This is a genomic window from Vibrio ponticus (assembly GCF_009938225.1).
GTDB lineage: Bacteria > Pseudomonadota > Gammaproteobacteria > Enterobacterales > Vibrionaceae > Vibrio > Vibrio ponticus.
Genome location: NZ_AP019657.1, coordinates 2,019,465 through 2,033,179, shown reverse-complemented (window position 1 = coordinate 2,033,179; position 13,715 = coordinate 2,019,465). Strand labels below are relative to the sequence as shown.

Here is a 13,715-nt window from a genome sequence, read left to right as displayed (position 1 = left end):
TTAGCATAGTTGTCGCTGCTGAAAATGGTGCATTCGATCACTTTATTCACATTTACTCGTGTTTGCTTATGAAATGTTCAGTGGCTCGGAAATTCGCTGTGTAATTCATCAATAATGGCAGATTAGGACTGTGACTTGGCGTATTTCTGGACGGTTCGTCTTAATATTGAGGGAGTGGTGTCGTGAAAAGGCTTTTGATAAGCGGTTTTAATACAATTTGACCTAGATCTTAATTCTGTCGCTTTGCTGAATGTTGACCTGCATATTGGTGCAAATAGATGGGTTTAGAGCGGTTAAGAGCTTGTCTTTGCTCGTCTCGATACAGTACCATGCAAAAAGTCACAATTTATCGGAGAAGGACATGTTTTCAGGAAGTATCGTAGCGCTTATTACCCCATTTACTCAAGACGGCGAAGTAGATTACGTTAGCCTGAAGAAACTCGTAGATTTTCACGTAGCAGCTGGCAGCGATGGTATTGTTGCAGTTGGTACAACAGGTGAGTCTGCGACGTTGACGATTGAAGAGCATGTCAAGGTCGTACATAAAACCGTTGAATTTGCCGAAGGCCGCATTCCGGTTATTGCTGGTACGGGCGCAAATGCCACTCACGAGTGCGTGACATTTAGCCGTCTTTTAAACAACTCGGGTATCGTAGGTTGCTTGAGTGTTACACCTTACTATAACAAGCCAACTCAAGAAGGTTTGTACCAACACTACAAAGCCATCGCTGAAGAGAGTGAAATCCCGCAAATCCTTTATAACGTGCCAGGTCGTACAGCGGTCGATTTGCAACCAGAAACCGTGGCTCGTTTGGCTGAGATTGAAAATATCGTGGCATTGAAAGATGCGACTGGTGATTTAAGCCGAATTGCAAAACATCGTGAACTTTGTGGCGAAGATTTTATCTTACTAAGTGGTGATGATGCGACTGGTCTCGATTTTGTTCGCCTTGGTGGTCACGGTGTAATTTCAGTGACTAACAACCTAGCCGCGGAAGACATGGCAACCATGTTCCGTTTGGCGAAGGAAGGTCGTTACGAAGAAGCGGAGCTGATCAATCAACGCTTGATGCCGCTTCACAAAAATTTATTCGTTGAATCAAGTCCAATCCCAGTTAAATGGGCTGCGCATCAAATGGGTTTGATTGAGTTCGGTGGTTTACGTTTACCTCTCACTGAGTTGTCTGAAGCGTCTCAACCTATCGTTCGTCAAGCATTGAAAGATGCAGGTATCAACTAAATTTAAGGATTGCTGAAGCCAATGGCTTCAGCATGTATTTATCAGGAGTTTCAATGAAGTTGTCATCCCAGCTAGTCGTTAGTTCACTAGCTGTTTTTGTATTGAGTGCATGTAGTGGTGGGGCTGAACAGCGCCGTCAAGCTGACAATGATTTCGATTATCTAAATACACCATCACTTGAGAACTGGACGCCACTTGTTGGTTCAGAAACTCGTTTTTATACTAACTACCAAATCCCACAAGGTGACTTTAGTGGTGGTATCGGTAATCAAGTGGACATTCGACCACCTCAGCAAGTGCTTGAGTTAATCCCTGGTGCACGAATCGAACGTGACAAAGGCGATGTGATGATCTGGTTACTAAGACAAGACGAGGCGGATCGTGTTTGGCAAACAGCCCAAACCATGATTAAAGAGCGTGATGTTAAAGTACGTGAATCGAATGAGTCACGCATTGAAACTGAGTGGGTTACTTGGGTTTCTGAAGATGAAGCAGCGCCGCTAAGTGCGCGTTATGAATTGACTCGCGGTGCTAGCAATGGTCGCCAATTTGTTCGTTTAGCTCTGATTGATTGGCGCCAAGGTGATGATCAACAGTCACCGACTTATACCAACAAAGAGCGTTACAGTGCTTTAATGGCAAACTTGCTCACTGCTCGTTATGACTTAGATATTCGTCAAGAAGCGGAACGTAAGGCAAGTGAATTGGTTAAACAGATCCCAATCTCAATGGGAACTGACCGCTCTGGCCTACCGGTGATCATTGCGCGTTCTCCGTATGACGTATTGTGGGCTCGCATGCCTAAGATCTTGCCAGAAATGGGCTTCAAGATTGAGGAGCGTAACCAGTCTCAAGGTACGATCAAAGCGAAATACTCAGAACCAAACGATGAGTTTTGGCAAGAAGTGGGTGTGAAGCCGATTGAGCTTAGATCAATTGTCTACACTTTCCAATTAGGTGACTTAGGCAACCGTACGTCAGTGAACGTAACCGATAAAGACGGTAAACCAGTGGAAGAAGAGTTACTGAAAGATATGGTACCAGTGCTTGCTGCGATGGCAAAAAAACACCAGTAATATTATTTAGTAATGAGTACATAAGAAAAAAGCTGACATGATGTCAGCTTTTTTAGTTTCTGGCGTTGGGGTTAGAGCACCATCGCTGCAATCCAACCAAAAATAATCAATGGGATATTGTAGTGAATAAAGGTTGGAACGACGGTTTCCCAAATATGCTCATGTTGCCCATCAGCATTTAAGCCTGATGTTGGCCCCAACGTTGAGTCAGAGGCTGGTGAGCCAGCATCGCCTAGAGCAGCAGCTGTACCCACAAGTGCAATGGTCGCCATTGGCGAGAAACCAAATGCTAACGCAAGCGGCACATAAATCGTTGCAATGATTGGAATGGTTGAGAATGACGAGCCAATGCCCATCGTTACCAGTAGACCCACAACCAGCATTAACAGTGCTGCTAGAGGCTTGTTATCACCAATGCTGGTGGAAAGCGCTTGAACCAGTGTTTCTACGCCACCCGTTTGCTTCATTACCGCCGCAAACCCTGCCGCTGAAATCATGATAAAGCCAATCATTGCCATCATGTGTACGCCTTTGGTGAACACATCGTGGGTCTCTTTCCATGCAATGACACCACCGAAAGTAAACACCATAAAGCCTGCTAGTGCGCCAATGATCATTGAGCCGGTATAAAGTTGCACGGTGAGCGCAGCAATAATACCTAAGCCAGCAACCACGATATTGCGGCGGTTAATGGTTTGGGTCTCTTGGTTTGGCTTAGTATGGCTCGTTTCTGCATATTCACGTGGTTTACGGTAGCTGAAGAAAATCGCGGTCAGCAAACCAAAGATCATTCCAGCAGCAGGCAATAGCATTGCTGTCGGTACTTGCGAAGCAACCACATCCAAGCCGTTATCATGCAGGTTTTTCAGCAGAATGTTGTTTAGGAAGATACCGCCAAAGCCGATTGGTAACACCATGTATGGTGTGATTAAACCAAAGGTTAATACACAGGCAATCATTCGACGATCGAGCTTTAGTTTTGCAAACACGCTAAGTAGAGGTGGAATAAGGATAGGAATGAAAGCGATATGAACAGGAATGACATTCTGTGACGACATGGTCACTAGTACTAGAGCGAATAGCATGCCGTACTTCAGACCCGTTGTGGAGGCACTGTTCTCTTTACCATTTAGGCGACGAATAACACTATTCGCCAAGAGATCAGTGATACCAGAGCGAGAGATAGCAACAGCGAAAGTTCCTAACATCGCGTAGCTTAGAGCGATGGTTGCACCACCACCTAAACCACTTTCAAAAGCTGAGATGGTTTCCTTCAGCTCCATTCCTGATACGAGACCGCCAACGATAGCACTGAATGTTAGTGCTACCACTACATTCACCCGCATCAGGGCAAGTATCAGCATGATACATACAGATATTACAACAGGATTCATAGTTAACTCTTTATCGTGTTTGCGTTTATTGTTGTGTGTTGTTTGTTTCTTCGTTTACAAGCGGCCAACCACCTAAGGCCTTCCATTTGTTGACGATTCCACAAAACAGCTCTGCGGTTTTTTGTGTGTCATAAAGTGCAGAGTGGGCTTCTTTGTTGTCAAACTCCATCCCAGCTGCTTTACATGCTTTTGCCAAAACGGTTTGACCATAAGCAAGACCACTTAATGCTGCGGTATCAAAAGTTGCGAAGGGATGAAATGGGACACGTTTTAGCTTGCTACGCTCACTAGCTGCCATAACAAAGTTATGATCGAAGGTTGCATTGTGTGCCACGATAATCGCACGGCTGCAATCTGCCGCTTTCTGCTCTTTGCGTACAAGCTTGTAGATTTCTTTCAGTGCTTCAGACTCTGGAATGGCACCTCGCAGAGGGCTAAATGGGTCTTTCATTCCAATGAAGTCGAGCGCTTCTTTCTCTAGGTTTGCCCCTTCAAAGGGCTCAATATGGAAATGAAGCGTTGATGCTGGATGAAGATCGCCATGTTCATCCATTGTCAGAGTAACGGCACAAATCTCAAGAAGGGCATCGGTTTGGGCATTAAAGCCCGCGGTCTCGACGTCGATAACCACCGGGAAATATCCACGGAAGCGTTTTTTCAACGTCAAAGCTTCATTTTCTACAGTCATATTGATTTACATTTGTGTGACAAGGCTTGCATTATTGCAGATTATTGATGCAATACCAATCAAGATTACTTTGCAATTAACGTCGCCTTAAAGCCGTGCTGAGATATCGATATATACGGCGTTTTGATTTGTTGAAACTTCGAGCAAACGAATATCGAACCAACAAAGTTGGCGGGAATTTTGCAGACTAGCTTTGATGTCGCCGAGAAATGCTCAAACTGGCAATCTTGTGCCGCAATAAATCAATTCCAGAGAAGTGTAGAGAATGAAGAATCGGATTGTTAACAGCCTAGCATTAACCATGGCTATCTTTAGCTCCCATAGTTGGGCTATGGATAAGTTTTATGCTGCCTCACCAACGCAATCCCAATGGCAAATGGTGGTCAATACACCGCTACAGTGTCAGCTTGTTCATCCTATTCCTAACTATGGTGATGCGGTTTTTACTTCCAATGCAAGTAAGAAAATCAATTTAGATTTTGAATTAAAGATGAAGCGCCCAATGGGGGAGACTCGCGATGTCTCTTTAGTGTCGATGCCTCCGGCTTGGCGACCGGGCGATGGGGCAGATCGTATGACTAGCATTCGCTTCTTTAAGCAATTTGATGGTTATGTTGGAGGGCAGACGGCTTGGAGCATTTTGAGCGAGTTGGAAAAGGGGCGCTCGCCGACTTTTAGCTACCGCGAGTGGCAGAGTAATAACCAACGTGTAGAAGTCGCGCTTTCATCAGTGTTATTTCAACAAAAATACAATGTATTTAGCGATTGCCTAGCGAATCTCTTGCCATACAGTTTTGAAGATATCGCTTTTACGATTTTGCATTATGACCGTTCAAGCGTGCAATTAAACAAAGCATCACAAAAGCGTCTATCGCAAATTGCTGAATATATCCGTTACAACCAAGATGTGGATTTGGTGCTGGTCTCTACTTACACCGGCTCAGAAGACAGCAAGAGTGAGAGCCAAGCGCTGTCAGAACAGCGAGCAGATGTGATGCGGGACTATTTTAAATCGATAGGTCTACCGGAAGATAGAATTCAAGTGCAAGGTTACGGTAAACGCCGACCAATCGCTGATAACTCAACACCGTTAGGTAAAGATCGTAACCGTAGGGTAGTGATTTCCTTAGGGCGAACACAGATTTAAGTTTCTGAGTCGTATCTACAAAACAAAACCAGCCGCGCGGCTGGTTTTTCATTGGTGTTGACTAAGTACCAAAATACGAATGAATTTAGTTCAGTCTAAACTTAGCGATCAGGTTACAGTTGGTCGCAGTATCAATATCTTGAACTAAGCGCGCAATTTTTGCGTTAGGGTGCCGTTTCATAAATTCAACCAGTGCTTTTTTACAGCAGCCCATCGAGTCAACGAAAGCATCACAATCTGTATTTGGACATTGGGGAACAAGCGTCAGTACTTTTTCAGAGGCCAGTTTTAGGTATCTGAGCTCATACTTTGTATCACCGATGGTGCGCCAGAAAGAGGCAAGGTTGTGGCAAGAGATCACCGAAATCATCAGCCTATCTTCAACTTCAATCTCTTCAGACTCACTAATTTGCTCGCTGAGTGTGAGTGCTTGTTGATAGTGCAGTACACAGCGTAAGTGGTCATGCTCTTGAAGTGCGATATCCGCCAGTAAAGTGTGTTTCTCCCAGTCTGAAATGTCCATTTCTTCAACCTCTTTATGAAACTTGGCAGAAGATTAAATGATAATTGTTATCATGTAAAGTGAAAATAAAAGGGCAGCCGAAGCTACCCTAGACACTTTTGGCGTCAATCAAATGTTGATCAGCCTTCAAGACCCGCAGAAGCTTGCTTGTTTTGAATCAGTTCAATCATGTAGCCATCTGGGTCTTTAACAAAAGCGATATGTGTTGTGCCACCTTTTACTGGACCAGGTTCACGCGTCACATTGCCGCCTGCGGCTTTGATGGCATCACAAGTCGAGTAAATATCATCAACACCAATGGCGATATGCCCAAACGCACTGCCTAGGTCATACTCTGTCGTACCCCAGTTATAGGTCAGCTCGATAACAGAACCTTGTGATTCATCGCCATAACCGAGGAATGCGAGTGTGTATTTATACTCGGTATTCTCATTTTTGCGTAATAGCGTCATACCCATTACATCAGTGTAGAACTGGATTGATTTGTCTAAATCACCTACGCGCAGCATAGTGTGTAAGATGCGTCCGTTTGACATGGTTCACTCCCGTGTTTGATTATCAAAGGAGTTTATCATGATTAATCGTGGTTTAGGCAGGATGAATATCAGTAGTAAGATCAGTATATTAATTTATTTTCGCTTCTCTAAAGACAACGCCTTTCGCTGCCTTTAGAGTTCAATTTGAGCTTATACTTCCGTCTTGTCTTTGTACTCGCACAAATCTTCAATAATGCAGCTGCCGCAGCGGGGTTTGCGCGCAACGCAGGTGTAGCGCCCATGCAGAATTAGCCAGTGGTGTACGTCGAGTTTGAACTCTTTGGGTACCACTTTAAGCAGTTTTTCTTCTACCTGATCGACGTTTTTACCCATAGCAAACTTGGTGCGATTCGAAACACGATAGATATGAGTATCAACCGCAATCGTTGGCCAGCCAAAAGCGGTATTGAGCACCACATTGGCGGTCTTTCTACCTACGCCAGGCAGCGCTTCAAGTGCCGCGCGGTCTTCAGGCACTTCACCACCATGCTGTTCGATAAGGATCTTACAGGTCTTGATGACATTTTCTGCTTTTGAGTTAAACAGACCAATGGTTTTGATGTATTGCTTAACGCCATCAACCCCTAAATCCAGTAGAGCTTGTGGGGTATTGGCAACGGGATAAAGTTTGTCAGTTGCCTTGTTGACGCTGACATCCGTTGCTTGTGCTGATAGTAAAACGGCGATCAGTAATTCAAAAGGCGTACTCCAGTTAAGTTCTGTTTGCGGGTTGGGGTTGTTTTCCCGTAACCGCTTGAGAATCTCAACACGCTTAGTATTGTTCATTTGTTAGCTGCTTCTAGTGTTTAATACCAATCAGCTGGGATTGGTTTGTTTTTATTATAAAAAAGCTCACTTCGAAGAGTGAGCTTTATAGCTTAATTGGTTACGCGAGCGCGCTCAATAGCTGGTTTGTCTTGTTTCGGCTGACGTTCAGCCAGTTTCTTGTCGATCACATTTTTCAGTGCAATCAAGAAGCCGACGCCGATAAAGGCGCCCGGTGGCAATAGGGCAAGCAAGAAGCTGTTATCGAATTGGAAGATTTCGATTCGTAACGCTTGCGCCCAGTCACCCAGTAGCAAATCCGCGCCATCGAACAGAGTACCGTTGCCGATGATTTCACGCATTGCGCCAAGTACGACCAGTACGCTGGTCATGCCTAAGCCCATCCAGAAACCGTCGAGCGCTGCGGGGAGTGGATCATTTTTTGACGCAAACGCCTCAGCACGACCAATGATGATACAGTTGGTTACGATAAGTGGAATAAAAATGCCCAGCGATAAGTAGAGTCCGTAAGCGTATGCATTCATTAGCAATTGTACGCAAGTTACCAGTGCGGCAATGATCATTACGAACACGGGAATACGCACTTCTTTAGGCACATAGTCGCGCACTAAAGATACCGTAACGTTAGAGCCGACTAATACTAATAGCGTTGCAATACCTAAGCCTAAGGCGTTGGTAACGGTTGACGATACTGCTAGCAGAGGACATAAACCCAATAATTGCACTAGGGCAGGGTTGTTGTCCCACATACCATCTTTAAATAACTTTTTGTTATCAGCCATGAGAGCCTCCACAACCGCGAGGTTGAGCAAGTAATTGCTCGCGGTTTTGGTTGATGTAATCAACCGTACGTTTTACCGATTTTACCACAGCGCGAGGAGTAATGGTCGCGCCAGTAAATTGGTCGAACTGACCGCCATCTTTACGGACATGCCAGCTTGCTTGGTTGTCTTCTGTGACTTGTTTGCCAGCAAAACTCAAAATCCAATCGCTAACACGTAGGTCAATTTTATCACCTAGCCCAGGGGTTTCTTGATGAGATAGAACACGAGTGCCAGTAATTGTGCCATCTTGCTTAACCGCGACGATGATTTTGATTGCGCCGTTGTAGCCGTCAGGTGCGATGGCTTCTAGCGCGATTGCAGTTGGTTGACCTTGCAACGTTGCTATATAAGCAGGCATAGGCGTTTCAGTACCAAGCGCGGGATCTTGTACAAGCGTGCAAGCTTCGTATAGCACATTGTCATGCATCTCTTGCGGGATCACTTGGTTCAAGACCGAGAGCAATTGCTTCTGTTCTTGGACTTGGATTTGATCCTTAGTTAGGTATTGAGTCAAAGCGACTAGACCTGTTGATGCACAGGCGAAAATAGCTAGGACAACACCATTTTTACGAATTGCGTTTAACATGCTTACCTCAGTGTCCGTAAGTTCGTGGCTTAGTGTAGTAATCGATCAGTGGTACACACATGTTAGCCAGCAATACTGCGAAAGCTACGCCATCAGGGAAACCACCCCAGCTACGAATAATAAACACCATTGCGCCAATAAATGCGCCAAAAATTAAACGACCTTTCACTGTTGTCGAAGCAGAAACTGGGTCAGTGGCAATGAAGAATGCACCGAGCATTGTTGCACCAGAGAACAGATGAATAATCGGTGACGCAGTTTGATCCGGCGTTAACAGCATAAACAGACCACTGATCACAAAGAGACTCGCTAAGAAGCTCGCCGGGATTTGCCAACTGATCACGCGCAGTTTGATCATCGCCAAACCACCGATTAGGTAAGCGAGGTTAACCCATTGCCAACCAAGACCAGCGAATTCACCAAATTGTGGTTGAGAAAGCGCTTCGCTTGCGGTGTTGCCTGCCACTAAAGCGGTCTTAAAGCTATCAAGTGGGGTCGCCATCGTGATGCCATCAATACCGGTTCGGATTTGCTGCAGTGACAAACCTTCAACATTGAAGCCTGTGAAGATCAATGAGAAAGCATCCGCCATGCTGATAGGGGTTGCTTGAAGTTCAACTGGTGAAATCCAACTGGTCATTTGTACCGGAAAAGAGATCAGGAGTACCACATAAGCGACCATTGCTGGGTTAAATGGGTTTTGTCCAATGCCACCATAGAGTTGTTTCGCAATCACTATCGCAAAGATCAAACCAATGGTAATCACCCACCATGGTGAAAGTGGCGGAATGGCGATAGCCAGTAGCCAAGCGGTGACTAGAGCACTATTGTCGCGCAAAGCAGACATTGGTGGGCGCTTACGCAGCAGCATCACCATTGCTTCAAGGCTTAAGGCAATCACGATAGCCATCACTAATTGAATCACAGTACCCCAACCAAAGAAGTAGGTTTGGGCAATGAGACCTGGTAGGGCGCACAAGGCAACCCACTTCATAAGATCAGGAGTGCTTCTGCGGCTATGCGCATGGGGTGAGCTGGCAATAAAGAAGGCCACTACTCTTTCTCCTCAGATTGTTTTTGTTGTTCTTGTTGTGCTTTACGAGCTTTAGCGCGTGCGATAGCAGCTGCGACCGCCGCTTTCTTTGGATCGATTTCTGCGCTTTCCGCATCCGTAGTATCATTTTCTGCTTGGGCTTGGGCTTGGGCTTGTGCCTCAGCCGTGTCGCTGTCAGCTTTTGCTTCTTGTTCAGCTTTGCGCGCTTTAGCACGGGCGATTGCAGCAGCCACGGCAGCTTTCTTTGGATCTTCGCTTGCCGTTTCTGCCTCAGCCGTGTCGCTGTCAGCTTTTGATTCTTGCTCAGCTTTACGTGCTTTGGCACGGGCAATCGCAGCAGCTACAGCGGCTTTCTTCGGATCTTCGCGTGCCGTTTCTGCCCCAGCGGTGTCGCTGTCAGTTTGCACTTCTGCTTTAGCTTTACGTGCTTTGGCACGAGCAATCGCAGCAGCTACGGCGGCTTTCTTCGGATCTTCGCTAGTCGCTTCTGTCTCAGCTGTGTTGCTGTCATTTGGCACTTCTGCTTTAGCTTTACGTGCTTTGGCACGGGCAATCGCAGCAGCTACGGCGGCTTTCTTCGGATCTTCGCTTGCCGTTTCTGCCTCAGCTGTGTCGCTGTCATTTGGCACATCTGCTTTAGCTTTACGTGCTTTGGCACGAGCGATTGCGGCAGCTACAGCGGCTTTTTTCGGATCTTCGCTAGTCGCTTCTGTCTCAGCATTGTTGCCGTCATTTGGCACTTCTGTTTCAGCTTTACGTGCTTTGGCACGAGCGATCGCAGCAGCAACCGCGGCTTTCTTATCCGCTGCTGGAGTATCCGTAGCGTCGCTCTGTTGCTGCTGCTCTTTTTTCGCTTTAGCACGAGCAATCGCCGCAGCGACAGCGTCTTTCTTATCAGTAGATTCTGCGCTTACTGAGTGTTTTTCAGCCTTACGTTCACGAGCTTGACGTTTACGCTCTTCACGTAGTTTTGCCATTTCGCTGTTGTCAGGTTCAGTTTGACCTTGCTGCATGGCTTCCGCTTGTTTCGCTTTAGCACGCGCAATCGCTGCTGCGACAGCAGGCTTAACGCTCGCTTCTTGCGGCTGTTCTTGAGTTTTCTGCGCTTTAACACGGGCAATAGCAGCCGCAATCGCATCATCACCACCAGAATCTTTCATCTCTTTACGACGATCATCTGCGGCTTTTTTGAAGCGATTTTCACGTTCTGCTTTGTCGCGTTCCATACGCGCTTTTTTGTTTTCAAAGCGTTGTCTTGCACGTTCTGAAGCATCGGCTTCTTCTTTGCGTAGACGAATTTCAGCTTTGGCTTGGCGGTAGTACTTAACCAGTGGAATTTCACTCGGGCAGACAAACGCACATGCGCCACACTCAATACAATCTTTGAGGTTTAGCTCTTCGCACTTGTCGAACTCTTGAGCTTTGGCATGCCATTGTAATTGCTGTGGTAGCAGTGATGCAGGGCAAGCCTCAGCACATTGACCACAACGAATACACGCCATCTCATACGAATCAACCGCGATTTCACGGCGCGTTGGCGCCAAAATACAGTTCGCCGTTTTGGTAATTGGTACACTGGTATGCGGCAGGGTAAAGCCCATCATTGGACCGCCCATGATCAGGCGTTGCATTTTCTTGTCAGCGCTGTAGTCAAACTCATCAAGTAGAGCTTGCACTGGCGTACCAATCAGTGCCCAAACGTTCTTAGGCTGTTTGAAAGTATTCCCCGTTAGCGTAACGATACGTTCAATGAGTGGCTCGCCATGGAAAACAGCGCGCTGAATCGCGTACAGAGAACCGACGTTTTGCACCATTAAGCCAATATCAGCAGGGATGCCGTTGTTCGGTACTTCTTTGTTCGTCAGTACTTTAATCAGCTGTTTCTCACCACCAGAAGGATATTTAGTCGGGATCACGCGGATCACGATATCTTTATCTTGTGCAGCAAGTTCTAGAGCTTTTACGGCTTGAGGTTTGTTGTCTTCAATCCCAATGATAGTCAGCTTTGGCTTGAGAATATGTTCAACAACTTCAATACCTTGGATAATGGCATCGGCATAGTCTTGCATCAGCACATCATCCGCCGTGATGTAAGGCTCACATTCTGCGGCGTTAACAATCAAGATTTCCGTACGACCAAGACCGGCTTGAATTTTCTTTGCGGTCGGGAAGCCAGCGCCACCCATACCTGAAATACCCGCTTGGCGAATAATCTCAATCAGAGCTTCTGGCGTTTTTGCTTGGTAATCAGCAACTGGCTGGCGCTCAATCCACTCATCCAAATGATCCGGCTCGAGAACAATACACAGTTCAGAGAGACCAGAAGGGTGGGCAGTGGTTCTTGGCTCAATGGCTTTAATGATGCCAGAGGTTGGCGCGTGGATAGGCAGCATAAAGCTGGTATCGTACTTAGTCAGAGGTTGACCTTTTAATACACGCTCACCTTCGGCAACGATTAAGTTACCAGCTTGACCGATATGCTGCTTCACTGGCAGAACCAGTTCATTCGCAATCGATGCTTTAGCGACAGGAGTTTTTAGTGACTGCAGTTTGTTCTCCGGCGGATGAACACCACCAGGAAAATCCCAAAGAGCACCAGATTTAATTTGTTCGATTAATGACAACATACCAGTCCTTAATTCACACTTTCCTGCTTGTCAGCAGAATCGGTAATATCAACAACAGGAATGGCGTTTAATTGCCACTTCCAATTCGCTGTAGTGGTGGCTACAGGGATCATTTCAATACAGTCTGTTGGGCAAGGAGAGACACAAAGGTCACAACCAGTACACTCATCTTTAATAACGGTATGCACTGCTTTTGTACCACCCACAATGGCATCGACTGGGCATGCTTGAATGCATTTTGTACAACCGATACACATGTCTTCATGGATAAAAGCGACAGTTTTCACTGCGTCATCGAGATCATGTGCTGAATCGGTCGCTTCAACTCCCATTAGTGCGGCTAGCTTTTCAATGGTAGCTTGTCCACCAGGAGGGCATTTATTGATCGCATCGCCGTTAGCGATGGCTTCAGCATATGGGCGGCAACCAGGGTAACCACATTGACCACATTGGGTTTGTGGCAAAATACCGTCGATTTGGTCAACGATAGGATCTGCTTCGACTTTAAAGCGAATTGAAGCAAAACCAAGAATAGCGCCAAATACAGCGGCAAGTACCGCAAGTGCGATAATAGCGATTAGTATTGAACTCATTACAGCTTCACCAAACCAGTAAAGCCCATAAAGGCTAGAGACATCAAACCGGCGGTGATCATCGCAATGGATGCGCCTTTGAATGGAGTCGGTACGTCAGCGGCAGAGATACGCTCGCGCATTGAAGCAAACAAGATCAACACTAATGAGAAACCAACAGCAGCACCAAATCCGTAGATAATCGATTCGATGAAGTTATGATTTTCATTGATATTGAGTAGTGCAACACCCAGTACCGCACAGTTGGTCGTGATCAGTGGTAAGAAAATACCCAGCAGACGATAAAGTGTCGGGCTGGTTTTATGTACCACCATTTCAGTGAACTGTACCACTACGGCGATAACGAGAATGAAACTCATGGTTCGCAAATATTGCAGCCCTAATGGCACTAAAATATAGCTTTCTACGAGATACGCGCACACCGAAGCGAGAGTTAGCACAAAAGTGGTTGCTAACCCCATACCAATAGCAGTCTCTAATTTCTTAGAAACGCCCATAAATGGACATAAGCCCAAGAACTTCACCAGTACAAAGTTGTTGACCAGCACAGTGCCGACCAACAACAAAAGATATTCGGTCATAGTTTTATATTTAAAGAAATCCGATCCCGATATTATCCCGCTTTGCTTGCTTAATAACAA

At 46.1% G+C, this 13,715-nt stretch carries 14 protein-coding genes; 3 read left to right on the top strand and 11 right to left on the bottom strand.

Features of this window, described 5'->3' with window-relative positions; all coding sequences use genetic code 11:
* Window positions 1-361 precede the first annotated feature (361 nt).
* Entirely contained in the window at window positions 362-1,240 is an 879-nt protein-coding gene (dapA, locus tag GZN30_RS08855; RefSeq protein ID WP_075650077.1) for a 4-hydroxy-tetrahydrodipicolinate synthase, read from the top strand.
* 53 nt (window positions 1,241-1,293) lie between these two features.
* Window positions 1,294-2,316 carry an outer membrane protein assembly factor BamC gene (gene bamC, locus GZN30_RS08850; RefSeq protein ID WP_075650078.1) on the top strand — a complete coding sequence of 341 codons (1,023 nt, stop codon included), beginning with the start codon at window positions 1,294-1,296 and terminating at the stop codon, window positions 2,314-2,316.
* Between the two features lie 71 nt (window positions 2,317-2,387).
* On the opposite strand, the gene GZN30_RS08845 is transcribed toward bamC, so the two are convergent.
* Window positions 2,388-3,710: a Na+/H+ antiporter family protein gene (locus tag GZN30_RS08845; protein WP_075650079.1), complete on the bottom strand. Its 1,323-nt coding sequence runs from the start codon at window positions 3,708-3,710 to the stop codon at window positions 2,388-2,390.
* 25 nt (window positions 3,711-3,735) lie between these two features.
* Entirely contained in the window at window positions 3,736-4,398 is a 663-nt protein-coding gene (gene rnt / locus GZN30_RS08840; protein ID WP_075650080.1) for a ribonuclease T, read from the bottom strand.
* Between the two features lie 301 nt (window positions 4,399-4,699).
* Between rnt and motY the strand changes: the two genes are divergently transcribed.
* Window positions 4,700-5,545, top strand: a complete 846-nt coding sequence (gene motY, locus GZN30_RS08835) for a flagellar protein MotY (protein ID WP_375732253.1) — start codon at window positions 4,700-4,702, stop codon at window positions 5,543-5,545.
* A gap of 85 nt (window positions 5,546-5,630) precedes the next feature.
* Here the strand turns inward: motY and GZN30_RS08830 are convergent, their stop codons facing one another.
* The 9 genes from GZN30_RS08830 to rsxA all read right to left on the bottom strand — a co-directional run bounded on the left by GZN30_RS08830 (window position 5,631) and on the right by rsxA (window position 13,655).
* Window positions 5,631-6,068, bottom strand: a complete 438-nt coding sequence (locus GZN30_RS08830) for a DUF2753 family protein (RefSeq protein WP_075650082.1) — start codon at window positions 6,066-6,068, stop codon at window positions 5,631-5,633.
* Between the two features lie 119 nt (window positions 6,069-6,187).
* Window positions 6,188-6,604, bottom strand: coding sequence for a lactoylglutathione lyase (gloA, locus tag GZN30_RS08825; protein WP_075650083.1), 417 nt, complete (start codon window positions 6,602-6,604; stop codon window positions 6,188-6,190).
* 150 nt (window positions 6,605-6,754) lie between these two features.
* Complete coding sequence (nth, locus tag GZN30_RS08820) at window positions 6,755-7,390, bottom strand: endonuclease III (protein ID WP_075650084.1); 636 nt, start codon at window positions 7,388-7,390, stop codon at window positions 6,755-6,757.
* Window positions 7,391-7,482: 92 nt separating this feature from the next.
* On the bottom strand, window positions 7,483-8,172 hold the full coding sequence (locus tag GZN30_RS08815; protein WP_075650085.1) for an electron transport complex subunit E: 690 nt from the start codon (window positions 8,170-8,172) through the stop codon (window positions 7,483-7,485).
* Complete coding sequence (gene rsxG, locus GZN30_RS08810; protein ID WP_075650086.1) at window positions 8,165-8,800, bottom strand: electron transport complex subunit RsxG; 636 nt, start codon at window positions 8,798-8,800, stop codon at window positions 8,165-8,167. Before rsxG ends, GZN30_RS08815 begins: the two co-directional genes overlap by 8 nt.
* A gap of 7 nt (window positions 8,801-8,807) precedes the next feature.
* Window positions 8,808-9,854: an electron transport complex subunit RsxD gene (gene rsxD / locus GZN30_RS08805; protein WP_075650087.1), complete on the bottom strand. Its 1,047-nt coding sequence runs from the start codon at window positions 9,852-9,854 to the stop codon at window positions 8,808-8,810.
* Window positions 9,854-12,481, bottom strand: a complete 2,628-nt coding sequence (gene rsxC / locus GZN30_RS08800; RefSeq protein ID WP_075650088.1) for an electron transport complex subunit RsxC — start codon at window positions 12,479-12,481, stop codon at window positions 9,854-9,856. Before rsxC ends, rsxD begins: the two co-directional genes overlap by 1 nt.
* Before the next feature lie 8 nt (window positions 12,482-12,489).
* Window positions 12,490-13,074 carry an electron transport complex subunit RsxB gene (gene rsxB, locus GZN30_RS08795; protein WP_075650089.1) on the bottom strand — a complete coding sequence of 195 codons (585 nt, stop codon included), beginning with the start codon at window positions 13,072-13,074 and terminating at the stop codon, window positions 12,490-12,492.
* Window positions 13,074-13,655 (bottom strand): electron transport complex subunit RsxA, encoded by a 582-nt coding sequence (gene rsxA, locus GZN30_RS08790; RefSeq protein WP_075650090.1) that lies wholly within the window; start codon window positions 13,653-13,655, stop codon window positions 13,074-13,076. Before rsxA ends, rsxB begins: the two co-directional genes overlap by 1 nt.
* Between the last annotated feature and the right edge of the window lie 60 nt (window positions 13,656-13,715).

Coding starts and splice junctions, on each gene's coding strand:
- GZN30_RS08815 (WP_075650085.1), bottom strand. CDS start 8,172: ATGGCTGATAACAAAAAGTTATTTAAAGATGGTATGTGGGACAACAAC.
- motY (WP_375732253.1), top strand. CDS start 4,700: ATGGCTATCTTTAGCTCCCATAGTTGGGCTATGGATAAGTTTTATGCT.
- GZN30_RS08830 (WP_075650082.1), bottom strand. CDS start 6,068: ATGGACATTTCAGACTGGGAGAAACACACTTTACTGGCGGATATCGCA.
- rsxG (WP_075650086.1), bottom strand. CDS start 8,800: ATGTTAAACGCAATTCGTAAAAATGGTGTTGTCCTAGCTATTTTCGCC.
- rnt (WP_075650080.1), bottom strand. CDS start 4,398: ATGACTGTAGAAAATGAAGCTTTGACGTTGAAAAAACGCTTCCGTGGA.
- rsxB (WP_075650089.1), bottom strand. CDS start 13,074: ATGAGTTCAATACTAATCGCTATTATCGCACTTGCGGTACTTGCCGCT.
- bamC (WP_075650078.1), top strand. CDS start 1,294: ATGAAGTTGTCATCCCAGCTAGTCGTTAGTTCACTAGCTGTTTTTGTA.
- GZN30_RS08845 (WP_075650079.1), bottom strand. CDS start 3,710: ATGAATCCTGTTGTAATATCTGTATGTATCATGCTGATACTTGCCCTG.
- rsxC (WP_075650088.1), bottom strand. CDS start 12,481: ATGTTGTCATTAATCGAACAAATTAAATCTGGTGCTCTTTGGGATTTT.
- rsxA (WP_075650090.1), bottom strand. CDS start 13,655: ATGACCGAATATCTTTTGTTGTTGGTCGGCACTGTGCTGGTCAACAAC.
- dapA (WP_075650077.1), top strand. CDS start 362: ATGTTTTCAGGAAGTATCGTAGCGCTTATTACCCCATTTACTCAAGAC.
- nth (WP_075650084.1), bottom strand. CDS start 7,390: ATGAACAATACTAAGCGTGTTGAGATTCTCAAGCGGTTACGGGAAAAC.
- gloA (WP_075650083.1), bottom strand. CDS start 6,604: ATGTCAAACGGACGCATCTTACACACTATGCTGCGCGTAGGTGATTTA.